This window comes from Staphylococcus sp. AtHG25 (assembly GCF_003217445.1).
GTDB classification, from domain to species: domain Bacteria; phylum Bacillota; class Bacilli; order Staphylococcales; family Staphylococcaceae; genus Staphylococcus; species Staphylococcus haemolyticus.
Genome location: NZ_QJSN01000004.1, coordinates 29,994 through 55,108 on the forward strand (window position 1 = coordinate 29,994; position 25,115 = coordinate 55,108).

Annotated in this window: 24 protein-coding genes, 1 riboswitch and 2 other annotated features (1 of these 27 only partly in view); of the genes, 1 reads left to right on the forward strand and 23 read right to left on the reverse strand. The window is 32.0% G+C overall.

All coding sequences use genetic code 11. The features are described 5' to 3' along the window. Positions 1-120, reverse strand: a binding site (T-box leader) (it extends 99 nt beyond the left edge of the window). A gap of 56 nt (positions 121-176) precedes the next feature. Further along, the gene (locus BDW31_RS04340; RefSeq protein WP_053024744.1) at positions 177-731 is read left to right on the forward strand and encodes a DNA-3-methyladenine glycosylase I; all 555 of its coding nucleotides are present in this window, start codon (positions 177-179) and stop codon (positions 729-731) included. A 126-nt stretch (positions 732-857) separates the two neighbouring features. Here the strand turns inward: BDW31_RS04340 and BDW31_RS04345 are convergent, their stop codons facing one another. The 23 genes from BDW31_RS04345 to mutM form a co-directional block, all read right to left on the reverse strand. Beyond that, positions 858-1,934 (reverse strand): AbrB family transcriptional regulator, encoded by a 1,077-nt coding sequence (locus tag BDW31_RS04345; protein ID WP_053024745.1) that lies wholly within the window; start codon positions 1,932-1,934, stop codon positions 858-860. 80 nt (positions 1,935-2,014) lie between these two features. Continuing rightward, complete coding sequence (gene hemL, locus BDW31_RS04350; protein ID WP_037550994.1) at positions 2,015-3,298, reverse strand: glutamate-1-semialdehyde 2,1-aminomutase; 1,284 nt, start codon at positions 3,296-3,298, stop codon at positions 2,015-2,017. Between the two features lie 22 nt (positions 3,299-3,320). After that, complete coding sequence (hemB, locus tag BDW31_RS04355) at positions 3,321-4,295, reverse strand: porphobilinogen synthase (RefSeq protein WP_037550996.1); 975 nt, start codon at positions 4,293-4,295, stop codon at positions 3,321-3,323. Next, positions 4,285-4,965, reverse strand: a complete 681-nt coding sequence (locus BDW31_RS04360; RefSeq protein WP_037550998.1) for a uroporphyrinogen-III synthase — start codon at positions 4,963-4,965, stop codon at positions 4,285-4,287. Before BDW31_RS04360 ends, hemB begins: the two co-directional genes overlap by 11 nt. 26 nt (positions 4,966-4,991) lie before the next feature. Then, positions 4,992-5,924 carry a hydroxymethylbilane synthase gene (hemC, locus tag BDW31_RS04365; protein WP_037551000.1) on the reverse strand — a complete coding sequence of 311 codons (933 nt, stop codon included), beginning with the start codon at positions 5,922-5,924 and terminating at the stop codon, positions 4,992-4,994. 30 nt (positions 5,925-5,954) lie between these two features. After that, the gene (gene ccsA, locus BDW31_RS04370; RefSeq protein WP_053024746.1) at positions 5,955-6,767 is read right to left on the reverse strand and encodes a cytochrome c biogenesis protein; all 813 of its coding nucleotides are present in this window, start codon (positions 6,765-6,767) and stop codon (positions 5,955-5,957) included. A 21-nt stretch (positions 6,768-6,788) separates the two neighbouring features. Beyond that, positions 6,789-8,135: a glutamyl-tRNA reductase gene (gene hemA / locus BDW31_RS04375; RefSeq protein WP_110709214.1), complete on the reverse strand. Its 1,347-nt coding sequence runs from the start codon at positions 8,133-8,135 to the stop codon at positions 6,789-6,791. Positions 8,136-8,305: 170 nt separating this feature from the next. Continuing rightward, positions 8,306-8,893 (reverse strand): ribosome biogenesis GTP-binding protein YihA/YsxC, encoded by a 588-nt coding sequence (yihA, locus tag BDW31_RS04380; protein WP_053024748.1) that lies wholly within the window; start codon positions 8,891-8,893, stop codon positions 8,306-8,308. 217 nt (positions 8,894-9,110) lie between these two features. After that, the gene (clpX, locus tag BDW31_RS04385; RefSeq protein WP_037551007.1) at positions 9,111-10,373 is read right to left on the reverse strand and encodes an ATP-dependent Clp protease ATP-binding subunit ClpX; all 1,263 of its coding nucleotides are present in this window, start codon (positions 10,371-10,373) and stop codon (positions 9,111-9,113) included. Between the two features lie 157 nt (positions 10,374-10,530). Continuing rightward, positions 10,531-11,835: a trigger factor gene (gene tig, locus BDW31_RS04390; protein WP_037551009.1), complete on the reverse strand. Its 1,305-nt coding sequence runs from the start codon at positions 11,833-11,835 to the stop codon at positions 10,531-10,533. Between the two features lie 158 nt (positions 11,836-11,993). Next, positions 11,994-12,917, reverse strand: coding sequence for a hypothetical protein (locus BDW31_RS04395; RefSeq protein ID WP_110709216.1), 924 nt, complete (start codon positions 12,915-12,917; stop codon positions 11,994-11,996). Positions 12,918-12,929: 12 nt separating this feature from the next. Next, positions 12,930-13,538 carry an NUDIX domain-containing protein gene (locus BDW31_RS04400; protein WP_053024750.1) on the reverse strand — a complete coding sequence of 203 codons (609 nt, stop codon included), beginning with the start codon at positions 13,536-13,538 and terminating at the stop codon, positions 12,930-12,932. Between the two features lie 284 nt (positions 13,539-13,822). After that, complete coding sequence (gene rplT / locus BDW31_RS04405) at positions 13,823-14,179, reverse strand: 50S ribosomal protein L20 (protein ID WP_011275545.1); 357 nt, start codon at positions 14,177-14,179, stop codon at positions 13,823-13,825. 54 nt (positions 14,180-14,233) lie between these two features. Then, the gene (rpmI, locus tag BDW31_RS04410) at positions 14,234-14,434 is read right to left on the reverse strand and encodes a 50S ribosomal protein L35 (protein ID WP_002448990.1); all 201 of its coding nucleotides are present in this window, start codon (positions 14,432-14,434) and stop codon (positions 14,234-14,236) included. A 27-nt stretch (positions 14,435-14,461) separates the two neighbouring features. Then, the gene (gene infC / locus BDW31_RS04415) at positions 14,462-14,989 is read right to left on the reverse strand and encodes a translation initiation factor IF-3 (protein ID WP_029376631.1); all 528 of its coding nucleotides are present in this window, start codon (positions 14,987-14,989) and stop codon (positions 14,462-14,464) included. A gap of 22 nt (positions 14,990-15,011) precedes the next feature. Beyond that, positions 15,012-15,138: a sequence feature (ribosomal protein L20 leader region), on the reverse strand. Between the two features lie 63 nt (positions 15,139-15,201). Beyond that, the gene (locus BDW31_RS04420) at positions 15,202-16,695 is read right to left on the reverse strand and encodes an amino acid permease (protein ID WP_053024751.1); all 1,494 of its coding nucleotides are present in this window, start codon (positions 16,693-16,695) and stop codon (positions 15,202-15,204) included. Between the two features lie 158 nt (positions 16,696-16,853). Continuing rightward, a riboswitch (Lysine riboswitch) is annotated at positions 16,854-17,029 on the reverse strand. A 49-nt stretch (positions 17,030-17,078) separates the two neighbouring features. Then, entirely contained in the window at positions 17,079-19,016 is a 1,938-nt protein-coding gene (gene thrS, locus BDW31_RS04425; RefSeq protein ID WP_037551017.1) for a threonine--tRNA ligase, read from the reverse strand. A 320-nt stretch (positions 19,017-19,336) separates the two neighbouring features. Further along, a complete protein-coding gene (gene dnaI, locus BDW31_RS04430) occupies positions 19,337-20,257 on the reverse strand; it encodes a primosomal protein DnaI (protein ID WP_053024752.1) in 921 nt (306 codons plus the stop codon). Next, on the reverse strand, positions 20,258-21,643 hold the full coding sequence (gene dnaB, locus BDW31_RS04435; RefSeq protein WP_053024753.1) for a replicative helicase loading/DNA remodeling protein DnaB: 1,386 nt from the start codon (positions 21,641-21,643) through the stop codon (positions 20,258-20,260). Then, the gene (gene nrdR / locus BDW31_RS04440; RefSeq protein ID WP_037551021.1) at positions 21,644-22,114 is read right to left on the reverse strand and encodes a transcriptional regulator NrdR; all 471 of its coding nucleotides are present in this window, start codon (positions 22,112-22,114) and stop codon (positions 21,644-21,646) included. Positions 22,115-22,368: 254 nt separating this feature from the next. Next, the gene (gene gap / locus BDW31_RS04445; protein WP_110709218.1) at positions 22,369-23,394 is read right to left on the reverse strand and encodes a type I glyceraldehyde-3-phosphate dehydrogenase; all 1,026 of its coding nucleotides are present in this window, start codon (positions 23,392-23,394) and stop codon (positions 22,369-22,371) included. A 220-nt stretch (positions 23,395-23,614) separates the two neighbouring features. Then, positions 23,615-24,223 carry a dephospho-CoA kinase gene (gene coaE, locus BDW31_RS04450; protein ID WP_053024755.1) on the reverse strand — a complete coding sequence of 203 codons (609 nt, stop codon included), beginning with the start codon at positions 24,221-24,223 and terminating at the stop codon, positions 23,615-23,617. A gap of 16 nt (positions 24,224-24,239) precedes the next feature. Next, a complete protein-coding gene (gene mutM / locus BDW31_RS04455; protein ID WP_053024756.1) occupies positions 24,240-25,112 on the reverse strand; it encodes a bifunctional DNA-formamidopyrimidine glycosylase/DNA-(apurinic or apyrimidinic site) lyase in 873 nt (290 codons plus the stop codon). Positions 25,113-25,115 lie beyond the last annotated feature (3 nt).

Genomic DNA, 25,115 nt, shown 5'->3' on the forward strand with positions numbered 1-25,115 from the left:
TAAATGATTCAATAAAAGTTCAAGTGGGCTACCTTCAGATTGAATGTTATACATATTTACACCAACCATATGCTCTCTGTGCTATCATTCAAACTTACTCTTCCCAATAATATATTTCATTACTTAATTATAGTATAATGGATATCGTGATAAGTCAATCTCTTGGAGGTATATTTATGAATGAATGTGCATTTAGTACAAAAGACCCGACTTACTTAGATTATCATGACAATGTATGGGGACAACCCATATATGATAGCAAAGCCTTATTTAAGCTAATGGCTTTAGAATCTCAACATGCTGGGTTATCTTGGCTAACCATTTTAAAAAAGAAACAATCTTATGAACAAGCATTTTACAACTTTGAGCCAAGCAAAATTGCTCAGCTATCTACGAAAGATATAGATAATTTAATGGAATTTCCTAACATTGTTCATAATCGTAAAAAGTTAGAAGCGATTGTATCACAAGCACAAGGTTATTTTGAAATAGAAAAGGATTTTGGTAGTTTTAGTAATTTCCTTTGGTCATATGTTAATCATCAACCTATAGATTTGAACTATACAACTGCCTCAGAAAGAATTACTGTTGATGATCGTGCTAAACAATTATCTAAAGACTTAAAAAAATACGGTTTTAAATTTTTAGGACCAGTAACTGTTTTTTCATTTTTAGAAGCGGCAGGTTTATATGATGCCCATTTGAAAGGATGTCCATCTAAGCCTTCATAATAATTTATATAGGTTGTGTCATAGAGTGCAATTTAAGAAATAAGTCGAAAGGTAATTGTAGGTAAAGGTTTTATCAACCTTCTTTAATATTAAAATTACTAACGCTTAAACTTTGCATGACACAACCTATCTTTTTTGATGAAATTTTAAAATACCGCCACGTAAGAAAAAGCCAATGATAGGCGCTACTACAAATAAAATAAAAAAGATTCTAAATATGTGGAAACTAGAAATCATTGCTACATCCGCCCCCGTTGCCATAGCCACTAAAACAATCTGACTCATACCTCCTGGCGCTCCGCCCAAAAACAACTCATTAATATTATTATTTGTAAATATGTGCACAATATATACCATGATAAATGATCCAATGATTAGAAAGATATTTTGATAAATGATTGCAACGGCAATTCGACCTTTTAAATCGGAAAGTAAATTGGCAATCTGCAATCCAATTCTAATCATATAAATCACTTGTGCAGAAGCAAGAATATAATTATCTAATGTAAATATGTGATGTGTAGTTAAATTCCATATTACTAACACGACAATAGGAGCCAATAATTGCTTAGTAGGAAAATTGATTTTAGCCATAAGACTATAAATGATTGCAATACAACAAATTAATAGTATTACTTGCGATAAGTTTAGTACTTCCGTTAATGGAGGTGATTTAATAGAAGTTGTTTCATTTCCACTATCACTACTAAAGAAATAAGAAATTAAGGGTACTAATATCACGACGAATATAACGCGAGACGTTTGAGTTAAACTCACTACGAGAATATTTGCCTTTTTATTTTCCTCTGCCATAATTAGCATTTGACTTAAAGCACCTGGAATGACACTTAATATAGCTGTCTCAGTGTTTACTCTTGCTATTTTTTTGAAAAAGAAGGCGATCAATAGAGATAAAACTAATAGTAATAGTGTAATAACAACAATCATCAACCAATCATTTTTAATATCATGCAACACTTCAGACGTAAATGTTGATCCAATTTGTACCCCTAATACAATCAATCCAATTTGACTAAGCCAGAATGGCCATTTGACCTCTAATTTAAATACTTTAATGACGATTATCGATGCAATAATCGGACCGAACATAAATGGTAAAAGAACGTGCGCAACATGTAATAACAAACTTATAACAACAGCAGTCACTAATAGAATAAAGTTATTGATCCATACACTTTTCATTATGCAGCCACTTCTTTCATTAAAAATGAGGTTAAGACGTCATCGAGTTGAAAGTCCTAACCTCATTCTATTTCATAACATTATACAATACGACTTAAAGCAGTATCAAATGCTTGGATTGTTTTTTCAATGTCTTCTTTATTATGTGCTGTAGATAAGAATGTTCCTTCAAATTGAGAAGGTGGTAGGAATACGCCTTCTTTAGCCATTTCACGATACATTTGACTGAACAATTCTAAATTACTTTTATTTGCTTCTTCAAAGTTAGTTACTGGTCCTTCATTTAAGAAGTATCCAATCATAGATCCAGCTCGATTAATAGTAATTGGGACATTATGTTTGCTAAATACTTTTTTAAGTCCTTCTTCTAAGATATCACCTAATTCTTGGAAATACTCATAAGATTCAGGTGTTAATTGACTTAGAGTTTCGTAACCACTCGTCATTGCTAAAGGATTCCCGGATAATGTTCCAGCTTGATAAATATTTCCAACTGGAGCAACTTTGTCCATAATCTCTTTTCTACCGCCAAACGCACCTACTGGTAATCCACCACCAATAACTTTACCTAAACATGTAAGATCTGGTGTAACACCAAAGTAACCTTGCGCACAATTGTACCCTACTCGGAAACCTGTCATTACCTCATCGAATATTAATAGCGCACCATAGTCATTTGTAATCTCACGTAACCCTTGTAGGAAGCCATCTTTAGGAGGTACAACGCCCATATTACCAGCAACTGGTTCTACGATAATTCCAGCGATATCATCTCCATAATTTTCGAAAGCAATTTTAATTGCTTCTAAATCATTATACGGAACTGTAATCGTATTCTTAGCAGTACCTTCTGGGACACCAGGTGAGTCTGGTAATCCTAGTGTTGCAACACCAGAACCCGCTTTAATTAATAAGGAATCACTATGACCGTGATAACAGCCTTCAAATTTTATAATTTTATTTCTTCCAGTATAACCACGAGCCAATCTTAACGCTGCTAACGTTGCCTCAGTTCCTGATGAAACCATACGCACTTTTTCAATTGATGGTACGCGTTCGATTACTAATTCTGCAAGTTTGTTTTCTTCTAAGGTAGATGCTCCGAAGCTTGTTCCTCTATCAACCGCCTCATGTAGTTTTTTTATAACTTGTTCGTTTTTATGTCCTAGAATTAAAGGTCCCCAGCTTAATACATAGTCAATATACTCGTTACCATCGATATCATAAATTCTTGATCCTTTTGCTTGATCCATAAAAATCGCTGGTGTATCAACAGATTTAAATGCTCTTACAGGACTATTAACGCCACCTGGCATTAAATTTTCAGCTATTTTCATCGCTTCAATCGATTTCTCGTAACCCATATCAAAATCCTCCTAAAATTAATTATTTATCTAAGTAATGACAAATATCTTTCGCAAAGTAAGTAATAATCATATCTGCACCTGCACGTTTCATTGAAACCATTTGTTCCATAACAACACGTTCTTCATCTATCCAACCATTTTGTGCTGCTGCTTTTGTCATTGCATACTCACCACTTACGTTATAAACAATAACAGGAATATTTGTATTGTTTTTAACATCTCTTACAATATCTAAATAACTTAGCGCTGGTTTTACTATCATCATATCTGCGCCCTCTTTTAAGTCACTTTCAAGTTCGCGAAATGCTTCTAAACGATTCGCTGGGTCCATTTGGTAAGTCTTTCTGTCACCAAAAGAAGGTGCAGAATCAGCCGCATCTCTAAATGGACCAAAGAAACTTGATGCATATTTGATACCATAACTCATAATTGGAATATTGTAATAACCGGCATCATCTAGACCTTTACGAATTTCTGCAACAAAACCGTCCATCATATTACTTGGTGCTATAATGTCTGCACCCGCTTCAACTTGTGAGATAGCTGTTTTAACAAGTAAAGGTAATGATTTATCATTATCTACATCATGAGTATGATCATCAATAACACCACAATGTCCATGATCGGTATATTCACATAAACATGTGTCTGCTACAATTAATAAATCTTTATGTAATTCTTTAGCCTTTCTTGTTGCTTCTTGGATAATACCATTATGATCATATGCACCAGAACCTACCTCATCTTTAGAATTTGGTACACCAAAGAACATGATTGCTCTAATTCCTAGTTCATATGCCTCATTTATTTCATCATCTAATAAATTCAAGCTAATTTGGTAAACGCCTGGAAGTGATTTAATCTCACTTTTTACATTATCTTTTTCAACTACGAATATTGGATAAATTAAATCGTCTTTTCTAACATGGTTTTCTCTAACTAAATTACGCATTGACTCTGATGAGCGTAATCGTCTATGTCTATCAAATTTCATTATTATACCAACTTTCAATAATTTTATTTATAAGTGATTCCGAAGTTTGTTTATTAGCTATTAATGGATTGAGACCGTTCTTTCGTAATGTGTTTGCAGTTTGGGCCCCAATAGCAACATACTTATCAAAACCACAAGGAACGTCATGCCTTATATACGCTTTTACTGCAGATGAACTTGAAAATGTTACCGCATGAACTTTATGATGTTCTATCAATTGAATGACTTCTCTAATATTCCTATCATTAGGAATAGGTTTATATAAATCGATTTTAGTCACTATATTGTTTTGTGCTAATGTATGTTGGAGTTTGGGACGCGCTTCAGCACTACTTGGTATGAGAATGCTTTGTTGATCTTTTTTAAACTGATTCAAAAATCCTTCTTGAGAGTAGTCATTAGGTATAAAATCAACATTAATTTTAAGCGTTTCACAAAGTTCGGCAGTTTTCTTTCCAATGACAGCTACATATTTAACATCTAATTGATTTAAATATTTATAAAATATGCGAACCGCATTTTTAGAAGAAAAAATAATCCAGTCATATTTATGATGCAAAACTTGAGTATCAAATTCAAGTGATTGAATTTCTATAAATGGCTTATGCATTATTTCCACTAAATCACTATTAAATTCACTCGATTGCGTCATAGCTACAACTGGTTTCATATTTCATTACACCTCAACAATATGGTTTAATGCGCTTGTTCTTCATTTAGTTTTTTGATTATTTCATAAGCACCCTGCTCTTTTAAAACACGGCTGACTGTTTCACCTAAATCAACAGGATTTTTACCAACTTCTGTGTGCTCATATCTCTTTGTACCGTCTGGAGTCATAATTAACCCAGTAAATTCAATTTCACCATTCTCCTTATTAGTTGCATACCCTCCAATAGGTACTTGACAACTACCATCCATAGCTGAAAGGAATGTTCTTTCAGCTGTAACACAATTCGCTACTGCTTGATTATGAACTTTACTTAATAATTCCAATAGTTCGACATCATCACTACGACACTCTATACCTAATGCACCTTGTCCAATAGCTGGTAATAAAATATCTTTGTCCAGATATGTCGTTACAATATCATCTGACCAACCCATACGTCTAAGTCCTGCAGCAGCTAAAATAATTGCATCATAATCTTCTGTTTCTAATTTTTTAAGTCGTGTGTCAATATTTCCTCTTATCCATTTAATTTCTAAGTTTGGATATTTAGATAAAATTTGAGCACCACGTCTTAATGAACTCGTACCAATAATACTACCATCCGGTAATTCATTTAACGGTATATGATTATTAGAAATATAAGCATCAAATGGAACTTCTCTATCAGGTATGCAACCTAATGTTAAACCTTCAGGAATGATACTTGGTACATCTTTCAGTGAGTGTATTGCCATGTCAATTTCTTTGTCAAAAAGTTCTTGTTGGATTTCTTTAACAAATAATCCTTTACCGCCCACTTTAGATAATTGTTTATTTACGATGCGGTCACCTTTAGTAACAATCTCCTTAATTTCTATTTCAAGGGTTGGATCCACCGCTTTTAACTTATCTATAAATTGTTGACTCTGAGTTAAGGCAAGCTTACTTCTACGTGAGCCTACAACCAATTTGCGCATAATTGTTGCCTCCTAATGACATTTGAAATTTTAAGTGAAATGTGTTGTAAAAAATAGATTAATCATGCATAAGCAAAATAACATAATATTAAAGTAAATTAAATAAATTGTTTTAAACCATCGATTAATACGACTTAGTAAATAAATAGCATAAAAAATTGTAATAACAGAAGATAGTACTACTTTAGGGTCAGCAAAAATACTATGTCCAATTGCATAGACACCCCACTGTGCGCCTAAAATAATACTCAAAATTAAAATAATGAAACCACTTAAAGATGAATAAAACACAACTGTTTCAAGTGTGGCTACGCTACCAATTCTAAAGTATTTTTGATCAAAATTCTTTTCCCTTAAATTGCGGTATTGAATAATATAAAGTAATGAATTTACAAAAGCTAATGCAAAAAGAGCATAACTTAATACCGCTAAGCCTATATGCACTAATAACAATTCATTTATAACTGCAATGCGTTGCACATTTGTTGAGTAATATTCAGGTTGAAAAGTATTCATCATCAATAATATAAATCCAATAACATTGAGAAAGAATACTGAAAAACTTAATACTTTAACTACATTTAAAACCAGTGCTATACATATAATTATCCATGATAAAAAGAAAAATACATCAAATAATGAACTCAACGGAATTTCATTATGCGAAGTGATATAAACAGACAAAGAGATTGTTTGCAATATCCAAACAATCCCTAATGTATAAATTCCTAATTCTCTAATTTTATGACTCTTTTTAACGAAATCTATAAAATAACAGAGAATACTAATTAAATATATAATTAATATTATTTCATGAAATCTAATAAACAGGGTCTCTTGCATATTATCACCATATTAATATGCTTATTCAAAACTAAAGATGTGACGGATAGAAACTTCTTTTTCTTTTTGTGCTTTACGAGCTTTAATATCCTCGTAAGGGTCTGCAGCATCAATATCAAATATGTTTTGAAATAGCTCTAATTTTTCATTACTTCTCTTATCATTACTCAATTCTTTGGCCTGTTTTATTGGATCTTTCAACATTTGATTAATAATACTTTTAGTATGTTTCGAAATGATTGTACGTTCTCTATCACTAAGATCAGGTAGCTTTCTATCAATACTATCCATTGTTTCTGACTGGATTGTCATTGCTTTTTCACGCAATGCTCTAATTACAGGTACAACACCTAACATATTTACCCAATCATTATGAGCCTGGACTTCATCAGGAATCTGACTTGCTATAAAGTCAGCAGCCATCTGACGTTCTCGCAAGTTAGCATCAACTAAACCTTTAAGATCATCCACATCATAGCTGAAAATATTTTCACTGATATTAACATTTGGTTCGATATCTCTAGGAACCGCAATGTCTATTAACAATAATGAAGAAGCTTTTCTATTAAGATTGACCGACTCTATCATAGATTTTGTAACAATAAAATCTGGCGAACTTGTTGAACTGATAACAATATCAGCATTAGTCAAAAGAATTGGTAATGACTCAAGTGTATTATAATTTACGCCGTGCTTCGTTGCTAATTTATACGCATTAGTTTCAGTTCTATTAACGACAGTAATATCATCAATACCAGAACCTAATAAATTTAAGAGTGATAATTCACTCATTTCCCCTGCACCTATAATAATAGCTTGTTTACCTTTTAATTTACCAAATACCTTTTTAGCTAATTCAACTGCTGCATATGAAACACTCACAGCATTATCTGCTATGTCAGTCTCATTATGAGCTTTTTTAGCGAAAGTAATAGCCTGTTTAAATAAATGATTAAAAATTGTACCAGTTGTTTGAATGTCTTGAGCTAAAAAGAATGCACCTCTCATTTGTCCAAGAATTTGAGTTTCACCTAATACAATTGAATCCAAGCCAGAAGTGACTCGCAGTAAATGTTCAACTGCTTCGTCCCCCACTTTAACTTCTGACATATTTTTTATATCATCTACATCAAATCCAAATGAACGCGCTAAAAATCTTTGAATATAGTAACGACCTGTGTGAATTTGATCAACAATAGCATATACTTCAGTACGATTACATGTAGATAAAATGACGTTCTCTAAAATAGATTTAGTTTCGAACAAATCTTCATGGGCTAATCGCAAGGCATCATCTCTAAAAACTACTTGCTCTCTAAGTGCTACATCAGCAGTGCGATGATTTATACTTATAGCAATAAAATGCATTTATAACGCCCTCCAAATACTAACAATACTGATAGTATAACACATTATTTAATGATTTTAAGTTGATTGCTCAAACAAATTAGAAAGATTCTAATTTGAAGTCAAAATTTTGACACTTATCCCATTAAAAAATCTAAACAGAAGTTTGACCCCTTCTTAGATTAAAATCATTATAAATAATCAGCAATTAAATCCCATATTTGTTGCTGCTTTGTATTTTGAATTGATGAGTAACTAATAATCGTATCATCTGGATCTAAATCTAATTTCTCTTTAATATTTTTAATATGCTTTTGAATCTTACCCTTTGCAATCTTGTCCTCTTTAGTACAAATAACTAGTGTAGGTATATCAAAATGTTTTAAGTAATTATACATTAAAATATCATCTTCAGTTGGATTGTGTCGTAAGTCAACTAGTTGAATGACTAGCTTTAAACTCTCTCTCTTAGTCAAATATTCTTCAATCATTTTACCAAATTTCTCACGTTGTGATTTACTCACTTTTGCATAGCCATACCCAGGGACGTCGACAAATATTAATTGATTATCAATATTAAAGAAATTTAATGTTTGTGTTTTACCTGGTTGTTGCGACGTGCGAGCCATATTTTTTCTGCCAATCATACTATTAATGAAAGAAGATTTACCAACGTTTGAACGTCCACTTAATGCCACTTCAGATAAACCTGTATCAGGATATTGAGCCTCTTGTACAGCACTTATAATCAAATCAATGTTATTAGGATTAATATTCATAAATTATCCTCTCTTTTGTAATTAAATTTAACTGTTTCATTATAATATATATTTCATTATATCTAAATAAGCAATTTTTTAATTAAAAAAGGAGCAGAACAGAATTCAAATAGAATTCGATGTTCCACTCCAACTTTAATTGTTTATAGGATCTTAAAAACATTTCACTTGTTCGGCGCAATCTTTACAGAGCGTACTCAAACTTAAATAACTTATATTATGCTGATGTTTTACTATCATTCAATAAGTTACCTTCAGAATCGTATAATTCTGGGTCAACTTCATCATTAATTGTTTTATCAGTAATAACAACTTTAGTTACGTTTTCTGATGAAGGAACATCATACATAATATCGATTAATGCTTCTTCAATAATAGAACGTAATCCACGTGCTCCTGTTTTACGCTCAATAGCTTTCTCACTTACCGCAGCTAATGCTTCTTCGGTAAATTCTAACTCAACATTATCAAGTTCTAACATTTTAGTATATTGTTTTACTAAAGCGTTCTTAGGTTGCGTTAAAATGTTTTTAAGCGCTTCTACATCTAATGTTTCTAAGTTAGCAACTATTGGCACACGACCAATAAACTCAGGAATTAAACCATATGATTGCAAATCTTCTGGGCGAATTTGTTCTAACAATGCTTCCTCATCATATTTATCCGCTTCATTACTTGCAAATCCAATCACTTTTTCTCCTAAGCGACGTTTAATTACTTCATCGATGCCATCAAACGCACCACCTAGAATGAATAAGATATTTGTTGTATCAATTTGTATTAATTCTTGGTTGGGATGTTTACGTCCACCTTGTGGAGGCACACTTGCAGTCGTACCCTCTAAAATTTTAAGTAAGGCTTGTTGAACACCTTCACCAGATACATCACGCGTAATTGATGTGTTTTCAGATTTTCTAGCAATCTTATCAATTTCATCAACATAGATAATACCTTTTTCAGCTTTATCAATATCGAAGTCAGCTGCTTGAATTAATCGTAATAAAATATTTTCTACATCGTCACCAACGTAACCTGCTTCAGTTAAACTTGTAGCATCTGCAATAGCAAATGGAACGTTTAAAGTTTTAGCTAATGTTTGTGCTAATAATGTTTTACCGCTACCAGTTGGTCCTATTAACGCAATATTACTTTTTTGTAATTCAACTTCATCTTCATTAGGTCCTAATTGTTGGATACGTTTATAGTGATTATATACGGCAACTGCTAAAGATTTTTTAGCTTTTTCTTGACCAATAACATATTCATTTAAATGATCCATAATTTCTTTCGGTGTAGGCAGTTCAGTAAACTCTTCAGAAGTCGATTGAGCTAATTCTTCTTCTACAATTTCTGAACATAGTTCGATACACTCATTACAGATATATACGCCACTTCCTGCGACTAATTTCTTAACTTGGTCTTGGTCCTTACCACAGAAAGAACATTTTAAATTTTCTTCATCTTCATTGAATTTAAACATTCATTTACACCTCTATTCTTAAACGACTATACTAGATAGCATTCTACAATGCAAATTCATGGTTAACAACTAAAATGCTTAAAATATAGAGTAGCAGGTTACATATATTGATGCACCTGCTACTTTAAATTTTAATTATTAATTTAACAATGAATTATTATTTATCTTCTTTAGTAGATTCAACGTATTTAGCATTGTCTCTAAGTAAGTCAATTACTTTTTGGATACGTACATCATTTTTAATAATGTCAGTATTACCTAAAGTATTTTTAATATCTTCAACTGAGATATTAAATTGTTTACTCATTTTTTCTAATTCTTTTTCGATATCTTCATCATTTGCTTCAATATTTTCTTTATCGGCAATAGCTGAAAGTGTTAAGTTTGTTTTAATGCGTTGTTCTGCATCATCTTTCATTTGTTCTCTTAATTGAGATTCATCTTGACCTGAAATTTGGAAGTAAGTTTGTAAATCTAATCCTTGTTGTTGGATTCTTTGACCAAATTCTTGAACCATACGATCTAATTCAGTGTCAATCATTGCTTGAGGAATATCGATTGTAGCATTATCAGTTGCTTTATTAATTGTTTCTTCTTTTTCAACATTTTCAGCTTCCTCAGCTTTTTGTTCTGATAAACGTTTGCGTAAGTTTTCTTTGTACTCATCAACACTGTTAGCATCTGAATCTAATTCATTTGCAATTTCATCATCTAATTCAGGTACTTCTTTATATTTAATTTCATTTACTTTAGTTTTGAAAGTAGCTTCTTTGCCTGCTAATTCTTCAGCATGATATTCTTCAGGGAAAGTTACAACTACATCTTTTTCTTCACCTGTTTTAACGCCTACTAATTGATCTTCAAATCCAGGAATAAATGAGCCTGAGCCAATTTCAAGATCATAACCATCTGCTTGTCCACCTTCAAATTGCTCGCCATCAACATAGCCATCAAAGTCAATGTTTACTGTATCTCCATTTTCAACAGCACCATCTTCTTTAACTACCATATCAGCTAAGTGTCCTAGGCTGTGGTCAATTGCTTCTTGTAAATCTTCATCAGTTAATTCTGAATCTTGTTTTTCTATTTCTAAACCTTTGTAATCACCTAATTGAACTTCAGGTTCAACAGTTACAGTAGCTTCAAATTCAAAATCTTTACCTTTTTCAATTTGTGTAACATTAATTTCTGGTTGAGCTACTGGATTGATTCCAGTTTCATCAATAGCTTCACCATATGCTTCAGGTAATAGAATATCTACTGCATCTTGATATAATGCTTCTACACCGAAACGTTGTTCAAAGATAGGACGAGGCACTTTACCTTTACGGAAACCAGGCACGTTAATTTGTTTAACTACTTTTTTAAATGCTTGATCTAATGCTTTGTCTACTTTTTCTGCTGGAACTGTAACTTTTAATAATCCTTCGTTACCTTCCTTTTTTTCCCAAGTTGCTGTCATGTATAAATACCTCCATGATTACATTTTTATTTTTTCAACTTCCCTATTATAGCACACGTCCTATACGGACACAAACAGTCTTTTATAGGGCTTAAAACACTTTTAAAATTCAATAATCTAACTTTAACGAATTAATTTAACAATATAAAATAATTTGCTCAAAGTTGACCATCAAGACTATTAATAAAATTTAATATTTTTACATTCCCTTGCTTAGTTTGTATACCAATCATTGATTTAAAGTAAACATCATAACCAGTAATCCAATCATCACAGGTGTATAAATCGAATATATTGAGTGGATATAGTAAAATAGCATGATTATTCATGGTATGTATTGCTTCATCAATGATATTGAGTGCTCCATTTTCTAGTTTATCAATTACTCGAGGAATTACTTGAGTTTTAAGTTCAGTATGTTCCAAACCATTAAGCTCATTAGGAATAACGTTAACTGTATAATTCATCTTGTTAATATTAATTGGTATATTGTAGCCAGCAAATCTTAAAAATTCTAGCATTAAACTTTTTAAATTATCTGCCTCAACCTCATTAGATAATAAAAAGGCTATAGTTTCTTTAAATTCATAATGCCCATTATCAATTAATTTAAGAACTAATTGTATTTGTTCATTCAAATTGAGCGTATTAAATTTAGCCAATGATTGGCTGGTGATATGTTTATCTTCATTGAGTTGAGATTGAGCATATTCTTTTAATGGAAATAACGCCATTCTTGTTTTATGACGTTGAACCTCGTCTATAATTTGATTGATAACATTTACAGACTCATAATACTGACCTAAGCCATTTAACGCCTTGATATAATATAACATTAACTCATCATACGCTTGAATGCCTCTTTTTAAAAGTACAATAGCTTCTTCTCTTAACTCCAAAAACGAATTCAAATGAAATAACATATCACATTTAATTAAGGCTAATGTCTCATCTAGTTCAAATTGTGCTTCATAATCTTCAATTAATTGATATACCATTTCGTAATGTTGACTGTTATGAGATGATTTAATATCTTTATACATTTTTTGCTGTAGTTTTGGAAAAGGGATGATGTCTGACATGTTGTATCCCTCCTATAAATTTTGTAAAATTAATGCACTCCATGTTTCAAATTCATCATAATTATCAATACGCTCTTTTTCTAACCATTGAATTTTTAATGTATCTGTTTCACGTACTTCAATATCATTTGAGTTAACTTTAATTTTAAAGACTACACCTATATGTACTTTACCCACATCGTTTGTATCATCATTTATAAAACCTATATATTCCAAATTCTGAGAATTAGCTTCTAATAAACCGACTTCTTCTTCTAGCTCTCTTTGAGCATTTACCCTTAAAATTTCATTTACAGAACTTGCGCCAATCACATCATTCATGTGTCCACCTACACCGATAGAAGATTGACCATGTAAACGTGACTCTCCACCACCACTTAATCTTTTGTATATTAATATTTCATTTTTCTCATTTTCTAAAAGACAATATGATATTAATTGTTTATACGAAGGATCTTCTTCCATATCTCCACGTCTTTTAACTTCATAATTAGAAAAAGTATTAAATATCGCTTCACCTTGTGGATCATTTTTAGTTAAAAAGCCGTTAAAAGCATTTGACTCTTGTTCAAAAAGGATATCTCTTGATACTACTATTATTTGTTCATCATATTTAGACATAATGTTCTCCTTACATTAGTTTCTTAATTAGCATTTTATCAAACTAAATCATTAAACAACAAATAAAGGTGCATAAATTAATAATGTACTATTCACCTGATGGTTAAAATAAAAAGGAGTGGAACAGAAATAATATTTTTAAAAATTCATTTCATCGTCCCACCCCGACAAAGTTGTTTAGAATTAAAAACTTGTTACAAATGAAAATTTAATTCAAGCAACTGTTGCCAATATATAATTATAGCCTGAGACATTAGATTATGTCACAGGCTCGGAAAAGTTAATTATTTTAAAGCTTCTTTAGCTTTTGATACTAACTCTGCGAAAGCTTTTTCATCTGAAATAGCAACTTCAGAAAGCATTTTACGGTTAATATTGATGTCAGCTTTTTTCAAGCCATTCATTAATCTTGAATAGCTCATGTCATGTTGACGTGCAGCTGCGTTAATACGTGTAATCCATAATTTACGGAAATCACGTTTACGTTGACGACGGTCACGGAAAGCGTATTGACCTGATTTCATTACTTGTTGTTTTGCTACTTTATATAATGTGTGTTTAGCACCGAAGTAACCTTTAGCTAATTTAATCGTTTTTTTACGACGTGCTCTTGTTACTGTTCCACCTTTAACTCGTGGCATATTAAATTCCTCCTTAGATATAACAATTAATTATCGTTCATTTATCAATTACAATTATTTTTTATAAGCTAATAATTGTTTTACTCGTTTCATATCGCTTTTAGAAACTAATTTAGCTTTACGTAATTTACGTTTTTGTTTAGTGTTTTTATTTGCAAATAAGTGTGATGTGAAAGCTCTTGAACGTTTTAATTGACCTGAACCAGTTCTTTTAACACGTTTAGCTGCTCCACGGTGAGTTTTCATTTTTGGCATGATTCATTTCCTCCTAATAATAGTGAATTATTTTTCGTTAATAGGCGCTAACATGATAAACATTTGACGCCCTTCCATTTTAGGTTTCTGTTCAACAGTGGCAATATCTTTACATTCGTCAGCGAATTTTTCTAATACGCGCTGACCAATTTCCTTATGAGTGATTGCACGACCTCTGAAACGAATAGAAACTTTACATTTATCGCCTTTAGATAAGAATTTACGACCATTTTTCAACTTAGTTTGGAAATCATGTTCCTCAATAGTTGGACTTAGGCGTATTTCTTTAACATTGATAACTTTTTGTTTCTTTTTCATTTCTTTTTCTTTTTTCTGCTGTTCGAATTTGTACTTACCATAATCCATAATTCTTGCAACAGGTGGTTTAGCATTTGGTGCTACAACTACTAAATCTAATTCAACACGTTCAGCCATTTCTAATGCTTCTCGTTTTGATTTAACACCAATTTGGTCACCATTTTGGCCAATTAAACGTAATTCTTTAGCGCGAATCTTTTCGTTAACTTGCGTTTGATCTTTTGCTATGGTTGACACCTCCCAAAATTTTACGAAATTTTCCAAGCAAAAAGAGCGGACAAATTATGCCCGCTCTTCTCTCATACACATTTATGTGTGACATGATTGACCTGCCAACTACTTTAAGCGTCGCTACAGGTGAGAAACGGGTGTTTCTACTTGGTACGTTTCGTATTCAACGTTAATAATCATATCAGTGTATATCATATAAGTCAACAATTATTTTAATATTAGTGATGTTTTACTTCATCCATTGAAACATCTTGTCTTAAATCTACATTATCTAATGGAATTATCTTCGTTTTATATCTCAATTTATGATAAATAAAGAATACTACGAAAACTGGGATTCCCATATATGTGATAATGAAGCGATTTAAATCGAAATGACCTGTTTTAATAAAATCAACATCTTGCCCAATTATGACAATCACACAGAGCAAGCCTGCGAATATAGGACCGAATGGGAACCATTTAGCTTTATACTTCAATTCCCTTTTACTATGATGTTGTTTTTCGAAAGCTCTTCTAAATCTGTAGTGACTAATTGCAATACCTACCCATGCGATAAAGCCAGTCATACCACTAGCAGCAACTATATACTCATATGCATCACCACTTAGTTTTTGCACTAAGAAAATAATAACTACTAAAATCGCTGTTCCAACTAGTGATAAATAAGGAACACCATATTTATTCGTTTTACCAAACGAATGAAAAGCTAATTTATCTTTACTCATTGAATAAAGCATTCGTGTTGAGGCATACATACCTGAATTACCTGCTGATAATACTGATGTTAAAATAACTGCATTCATAAATGATGCCGCAAAAGCTAACCCTGCATTTTTAAACACGAGTGTAAATGGAGAAGTAGCAATATTATCATCGCCACCCATCAATGCATTACTATCGTAAGGAATTAACATACCTATAACAAATATTGCTAATATGTAGAATAATAATATTCTCCAGAATACTTGTTTAATAGCTTTAGGTACAGCGCGTTCTGGATTTTCAGATTCTCCAGCTGTAATACCAATTAATTCTGTACCTTGGAATGAGAATCCAGCAACTAGAAAGACGCCTAGAATTGATAATAAACTTCCACCTAAGTTACCACCTAGAATTGGTCCGTCACCTTTCGTAAATGTCTCGAAACCTACAAATTCTCCACCCATAATACCTAGTATCGTTAAAAGACCAATAATGATAAAGATAATGACTGTTACAACTTTGATTAAAGCGAACCAATATTCACTTTCACCATAAACTCTAACAGATAAAGAGTTTAGTGCGAATATAATAACTAAGAATATACAACTCCAAACCCATGCTGGAATACCAGCCATAGGTGTCCAATATTGAATGACTTGTGCAGCAATGGTTACATCTGCTGCAACTGTAATAACCCAGTTAAACCAATAGTTCCAACCTAACGCAAATCCTAAAGATGGATCTACAAAACGTGTTGCGTAAGTACTAAATGAACCAGACACTGGTAAATACGTTGCCATTTCACCTAAAGATGTCATGAGGAAGAATACCATAGCTCCAATAATCGCATATGCAATTAAAGCACCTAGTGCCCCTGCATCGTGTATTGCTCCCCCAGAGGTCATAAATAATCCGGTACCGATACAACCACCCATTGCTATCATAGAAATATGACGGTCCTTCAGTCCTCTTTTGATTCCATCAACTTGATTTTCGACTTTTTTCATAGAAGCTCCCTTTCTTACAGTAGAGGCTAACTAAAATAGTTTTGTTGTGTTATGCGATGATTATGAACGCATTCAAATTATACTTCCAAATAGTTTATAATTCTTTAAAGCATAAAAAATGGTTGCATACCTTTAGATATGCAACCATCTGCTTAATCTATGTCGGTAGCACATCACAAATTGTGACAGTACAGTTTCTATTCGATAACTGTCCCAACAAATGATAATTAAGGGTATCATTCATTTCGGCATCTTTACCTTCCACACTTTCAACATACGTTCCTTAATAACTTCTGAAGTGTTACTAATTAAAGACGCAACCTCTAACTCTTTTTTTAATTAACTATATAGTAATATACATTAAGCTATCATTTTTATCAAGACTATCTATGTTTTTTCAAACGAATTTCATCTACTAAATTCCAAATAAATTCATCTTTTTCAACTGTTTCTTGATCTTGAGAGCCGTATTTACGTACATTGACTTGATTGTTTTCAACTTCTTTATCACCAACAACTATTTGATAAGGTATTTTTTGCATTTGTGCTTCACGAATTTTGTACCCCATTTTTTCATTACGGTCATCAATTTCTACACGTACACCTTGTGATTTTAATTCATCTTGTAAATTTCTAGCATAGTCATAGTGTAAGTCAACATTAACAGGTATTATTTCAACTTGTTTAGGTGCTAACCAAGTTGGGAATGCACCCTTAGTTTCTTCAGTTAAGAACGCTACAAATCGTTCCATAGTTGAAACTACACCACGATGAATAACTACTGGACGATGATTTTCACCATCGCTACCGATGTATGTTAGTTCAAAACGTTCTGGCAATAAGAAATCAATTTGAGCAGTTGATAAAGTTTCTTCTTTACCCATAGCAGTCTTAACTTGAACATCTAGTTTTGGACCATAGAATGCTGCTTCACCAATTGCTTCAACATATGGTAATCCCATTTCATCGACTGCTTCTTTTAACATAGTCTCAGCTTTGTTCCACATTTCATCATCATCCATATACTTCTCTTTATCTTCTGGATCTCTGTAACTTAATCTGAATGTGTAATCTTCAAAGCCAAAGTCACTATATACTTCTTGAATCATGTTAACAACACGTTTAAATTCATCTTTAATTTGATCAGGTCTAACAAATATGTGTGAATCGTTTAATGTCATTCCACGTACACGTTGTAATCCTGATACAGCACCACTGGCTTCATATCTGTGCATAGTTCCTAATTCTGCAATACGGATAGGTAGTTCACGATAAGAATGAGGACGGTTATTATAGACCATCATATGATGTGGACAATTCATTGGTCGTAATACCATTTCTTCTGTTTCGTCTAATTTCATTGGTGGGAACATATCATCTCTATAATGATCCCAGTGTCCAGAAGTTTTGTATAACTCTACATTTGCTAACACTGGAGTATATACGTGGTCATAACCCATACTTACCTCTTTATCAACTATATAACGTTCAATTTCTCTACGGATTGTAGCACCATTAGGCAACCATAATGGAAGACCTGCACCTACTAATTGATTGTTAGTGAAAAGCTCTAAATCTTTACCAATTCGACGGTGATCACGCTCACGACGTTCTTCAAGCATCTCTAAATGTGCTTTCAAATCTTTTTTATCAAAGAATGCTGTACCATAAATACGTTGTAACATTTTGTTATTGCTATCCCCGCGCCAATATGCACCGGCAGTTGAAAGTAATTTAAATTCTTTGATTTTTGAAGTTGAAGGAACGTGTACACCTCGACATAAATCAGTAAATTCACCTTGTGAATATAAAGTAACACTTTCATCTTCAGGTATAGCGTCAATTAATTCCAATTTATAAGGATCGTCTTTGAAGAATGATTTAGCTTCTTCTCTTGATACAACTTTACGTTCAATTTTATGATTTTCATCAACGATTTGTTTCATCGTTTTTTCAATTTTTTCAAAGTCATCTGACGAAACCTTTTCATCCATATCAAAATCATAATAGAACCCACCATCTATAACAGGGCCAACTCCAAACTTAACATCCCCATATAAACGTTTTAAAGCTTGAGCCATTAAATGGGCAGTAGAATGACGTAAAACTTCAAGCGCTTCATCACTACCTGGAGTCACAATTTCAATTGAACCATCTTCTTCTAATGGTCTAGTTAAATCAACCATTTGATTATTAAATTTACCAGCAACCGCTTTTTTTCTTAATCCAGGGCTAATTGATTGTGCTATTTCTTCAGTTGTTACGCCTTTATCAAACGCTTTCGAATTACCATCTGGGAATTGAACATTTATTTGATCCATTATAAAACCTCCATAAATAAATTCTAATTTCAATTAAATTCTAATTTCGTTGAAATAAAAAAACTCGCCCCTAAAAAAGGGACGAGTTCGTCGTGGTACCACCCTAGTTATTTAGCAACAACTAAATATCTCTACTTAAGATAACGGTCTTGAGCCGGGCATTGATTACCAACACCTAATGATGAAGGAGTAATAATTTAATTTGTTAGCTAATCTCTCATCATTTATTAGCTCGCTGTATAACATGGATTAAATTATCATATCTTCAATTATTTCAACGATTAAGATTTATCTTAATTATACAATAGTTATTTTAAATTTCAATTGTTTCTTAAATTTTTACCATCCAAATAATATGGCGTTGATAAAGATTTAATTCTTTCAATAATTCTAGCAGCTTTTGTTTCTTCCGCACCTTCACGTGTGATAGATAAATGATGTTCTAGCTCATCAAAATTTAAATTCGATGAGAAAAACGTTGGTAGTTCTTGAACCATGCGATAGTGTAGTAATGGTCCAATTACTTCATCTCTAACCCAAGGTGTTACTTCTTCCGCACCTATATCATCTATCATTAATATATTTGCCTCTCGTATTCGTTGTAACTTTGTTTCATAACTACCATCTCTGAAACCACTTTTTAGCGTGCGAATATATTCAGGTAAATAAACAATCGTAGAAGCAACACTTTTAGCTTTAAGTTGATTGGCAATTGCACCTAGAATAAATGATTTCCCAGTTCCAAATGGACCGTGAATATACATTCCTTTTACATTTTCTCCATTTACTAATTTTTTACAGATATCATTTACATTTTTAGCAATAACTAATCGGTTCAAATCAGTGTCATAAATATCTTTCATCTTAGCGTTTAATGTATCACGTTGCATATGGTGTGATGTGATTAAGTGAGAATTAAATCTTTCTTCATCGTGTTTAATTTTGCAAGGGCACATATTATAACGTATTTTAATTCTATTATTGTCGATATATAATTCAGGTACATGACCTTTAACAAAGTTCGGACAATTTTCATAATCATGCCCATCATAATTTTTTTGTTGGTCTTTATACTCTTGTAACACATTTAAGTCATTATCAATGATTTCATTGGTCAATTCAGATTGATGTTCATTTAAGAATGATTTAACATCAGGATCGTTAACGACTTGTTTTTTTATTTTAGCAATTCTTTTTTCTAAATCGCCATTTGATTTGATAATACTATTGAATGATTTCATTTAATCCTCCTCCCAATCGCGTTTTAATTGTTCACGAAACGCAGCTCTTTCCTTTTCAAACTGTTCTTGTTCTTCTTTAGTCGTTTCTTTATCAGTATTTTCTTGACCTCTATTTTTTAACCATCTAGGTGTTTTTTCTCTAGATACAATCTCACGTGATTTTGAATAACGTTTTCTTGATTGACGTTGGTCATTACCTTTATATTCTGATTTTGATTCATTTGCTTTTAACGCATAGTTATATGCTTCTTTTGCAGTCTTAATACCTAATTTTTTCCAATTAGAAGCGATTTCTAAAATATATGTTTTAGGTAGTTTCATCTCATTTTTTAGCATTACAAATTGTAAAAGAATATTAATTACACCAAAGTTTAATTTTTCTCTTTCAACTAACTCTTCAATCATTTTCTTTTGTTGAAATGTTGGTTCTGATTCTGACCATGACGCCAACATATCTACTGGACTTGTTTCCTCTAACAATTGAAACCAATCATCATTTGAAGTGGGTTGACTTGAAGACACAGATTGATTGTTACTATTCACTTCATTTTGATTACTAGCCTTAGTTTCTAGCTCAGGTAATTGTTGATTATGTTCAATTAAATAATACGAACGCGCATGCTTTCTCATTTCTTCGTATGATAATTGTTGATTACTTGTAATAGAATTTAATATAATTCGTTTCATAGCATCTTCAGTTAAACCATACAATGTAGCCAATTGAACAATTAAATCTCTAGCTTCTTTAGTTATAATTTCATCGCTAATAAAATGATGACGTAGCATTTCTTTTAAAATCTCAAAATCAAATGATACATTGGATAAATCTATACCATGATATGGTTTTTCTTTTTTTATTGATGAAGCATCAATAGTAACGCTTGAGTGTGGAATTTTAAAAACATCAGTAAACTTGCGAGTTACTTGTTGAAACCCACTTAAATCAAAATCATGCTTTTTAAAATAATTTTTTAAGCTTTTAAAACGTTGTTTATCGACTTGGTTATATAGATAAATCGATAACATAGGATCATTAAAAAATTGATAGGCAGTTGGTGGCTGTATCAATTCGTAAATAAAAAATGATTGTTGTTCATCATGCTTTACATATGTTTTAAATAAACCGATTGCTTCCAATAAATCCATATACTGTCTAAATTCTGATAAATTCATTTTCAATTCATTCATTATTGTGTAATGCGTTAATGTGTCATCACTATTCACGAATTGGTTCATAAAGTGATATGTACCTATCGCTTGCGCGCCAATTAATGGCATATACAATCTATTAAGTATTTCCAAATGATTATGATTTATTTGGAACTGACGATACACTTTAAAACCGTCATGTGGACTCAAACCATACTCATACGATTGTAAACTCATTTATATATCACTCCGTTTATTATCGTTCAAGATACCTTGCATTGATGCTAACAATTGATCAACATCTTTAAACTCTTTATAAACTGAAGCAAATCTCACATAAGAAACTTGATCGACATGCATCAATAGGTTCATAACATGTTCACCAATATCTCGTGAAGATATTTCAGTTTGTCCGCTATCACGTAGCTGCCATTCAACTTTATTAGTAATATCTTCTAATTGTTGATAACGTACTGGTCTCTTTTCACAAGATCTAACAAGACCATTTAAAATTTTCTCTCTTAAAAATTGTTCTCGAGTTCCATCTTTTTTTACTACAATTAATGGACTTACTTCTATATGTTCGAACGTCGTAAATCGAGTACCACAATTTTCGCATTCTCTTCTTCTTCTAATTGCATTTGCATCATCGGCATGTCTAGAATCAACTACACGCGAATGTGTTGAACTACATTTTGGGCATTTCATATCTTCATCCTCTTGAATAGATTATGATTTATTATACTATAAAAGCATTCTTGACAAAAGAAGTCTAATTCTCATTTAAATTAGACTAAAACAAAAGTATCTTAATAAGAATCTAGTTATATGCATAATATATTTCTTAAATGACAAGAATGTGTGAAAGTTTAAATACAAAATCACATAAAAATAAAATACGAGACTATCAAATCTTAGTCAAAAGATTTAACAGTCTCGTTTTAATTTATAGTGATATCTTCTTAGTTAGCCGTTGCAACATTTTCAGAGGCAATTAATTTAGCAATTTGTTGAGCAACTTCAACTACTCTATTTGAGTAGCCCCACTCATTATCATACCATGCAATCACTTTTACTTTATTATCATCCATCACAATTGTGTTTTGAGCGTCAATAACTGCTGAATTAGGATTTGTATTGAAGTCCATTGATACTAGAGGCGCGTCTTCTACATCAAGAATACCATCTAGGCCAGCATTTCTGAATGCATCATTGACTTGTTCAGCTGTAACATCTTCTTTTAAATCTACAACTAAGTCTACAAGTGACACGTTTTTAGTTGGCACACGTAAAGCTAAGCCATGCAATTTACCTTCTAATTCTGGAAGTACTTCTTTTAAAGCTTTAGCTGCGCCAGTTGAAGTTGGAATAATACTTTCATTACATGAACGTGCACGACGTAAATCTTTATGCGGATTATCAATATTATTTTGATCGTTAGTAATCGCATGTACTGTTGTCATAAGACCGTTAACGATGCCAAATTTATCATTAAGCACTTTTGCTACCGGACCAATGCAGTTAGTTGTACAAGATGCATTACTAAAAATGTCATATGTATCTACATCTAATTGGTTATCATTTACCCCTTTAACCACCATTTGTACATGGCCACCCTTAGAAGGACCAGTTAATAATACTTTTTTAGCACCTGCATTAATATGGCCTATTGCTTTATCTCCATGGTTAAATTTACCTGTAGCTTCAATTACAATATCAATGTCTAAGTCTTTCCAAGGTAAATTTTCAGGATTACGGTCAGAAACAAGTTTAATATCTTGTCCATCGACCCGGATACCGTTCTCAATTGGTTCTACTTTTTTATCAAATCTACCATGAGTAGTATCATAATTTATTAGATGTGCAATTGTTTCAGGTGGATAGCTTGCGTTAATCGCTACAACGTTTAAATCTTCTTTATGTAATGCGATTCTTAACACCATTCTACCTATTCTACCCATACCATTAATTGCAATATTTGTTGACATTTAAAGCACCCCTTGATCGTTTGTTTATATGTTATACTTTATAAAAATAGTGTAACATAATAATTTGATTTTGAAAGCGTTTTCTATTAATTTTAAAAAATTTTTTAATCGACAATATTTGATTAACAAAAAAGCTCTAATAGACTTCTCTATGTAAAAATTTGACATTTACATCATTCATCTACTAGAGCCGAAGCATAAATAATTGCTTAAGCAAATTTTATATATCTTTGTTAATAAAACCTTTATCAGTCAATAGCTGTTCTAAGTTTTGTTTCAGTTCCAACTTATCCCCTAGGTTATCAATAACATGGTCTGCCATTCTACTCTTTTTATCTATCGATATTTGACTATAAACGCGCGCTTTCGCATCCTCTAGCGACAATTGATTTCGCTCCATCAATCTCTCAATTTGAATACTTTCAGACGTGTATACTAACCATACTTCTTCAACTGTATTTTGTAATTCATTTTCAAAAAGAAGCGGGATATCCATAATGACATCATAACCTTGATTAAGATATGATTGCTTTTCTTCTTCCATTATTTCTCTAACTATAGGATGCACAATATCATTTAACTCTAAACGTTTCTCTGGGTGATTAAAAACAATTTCACCTACATATTTGCGATCCATTTCACCTTCCTCAGTGATAGCACTATCACCAAAAGCTGCTCTAACTTGTTCTAAACCTTTGGTTCCTTTTGCAACAGCTTTTCTTGCAGCTATATCAGCATCTACAACTTTAAAACCAAATGCTGTTAATAACTCAGAAACCGTTGACTTTCCAGTGGCAATACCACCTGTTAATCCAATAACTTTTGGCATAAATATTCACTCACCTTTATTTCTGACAATGTGGACAAAAATGACTATTTCGCGATGCAATGACTTTTTGCTCAATATCATGACCACATATTTTACATGTATTTTGTTTATATACATTTAAGTGTAATTGCATTTCTCCTGTTTTGCCATCAGCATGACGATAATCAGAAATGCTAGTACCGCCATTATTTATACCCTCATTTAATACTTCTTGAACATAATAAAATAACATTTGTCGTTCTTGATTAGATACATCTTTTACTTTTCTCTCAGGTAAAACGCCTGCTCTAAATAACGCTTCACATGCATAAATATTTCCACAACCTGCTATCATTTTATGATCAAGCAACATTTGTTTAATAGGTTTGTTTTGGTATTTCTTAAGTTTAATCCGGTCTAAAAAATAGTTTAATGCATTGTCATCAAAAGGTTCAGGCGCAATTTCAAGAAAAGCTGGATAATCATTATAAGTAGCTAGATTTCTTAGTTCACCAAATCGTCTAATATCAGAATAAACAAGTTGTTGACCATTATCTAAATGAAACACAACATGCCAATGTTTTCGATAGTTAGGTGTACTAATATCTGATAATTTATCGACAATAAAAAATCCGCCTGCCATACCTAAATGACTTAATATAATACGCTGGTTGTTATTTTTTTCAATAGTGAAGACAATATATTTACTTCTTCTATCAACGGATTTTATTTTAAAACTTTCACTATTCAATCTGAAACCATCCAAATTAATTCCTTTAATAATTGTCTCTTTTCCTTGTTGTTTACCCTCAATAACTTTGTTTGAAAATGTCACACTTTTAATAGTTGCATTCAATATATAAGGCTCTATACCCCTTTTAACGTGTTCAACCTCTGGTAATTCTGGCATTTC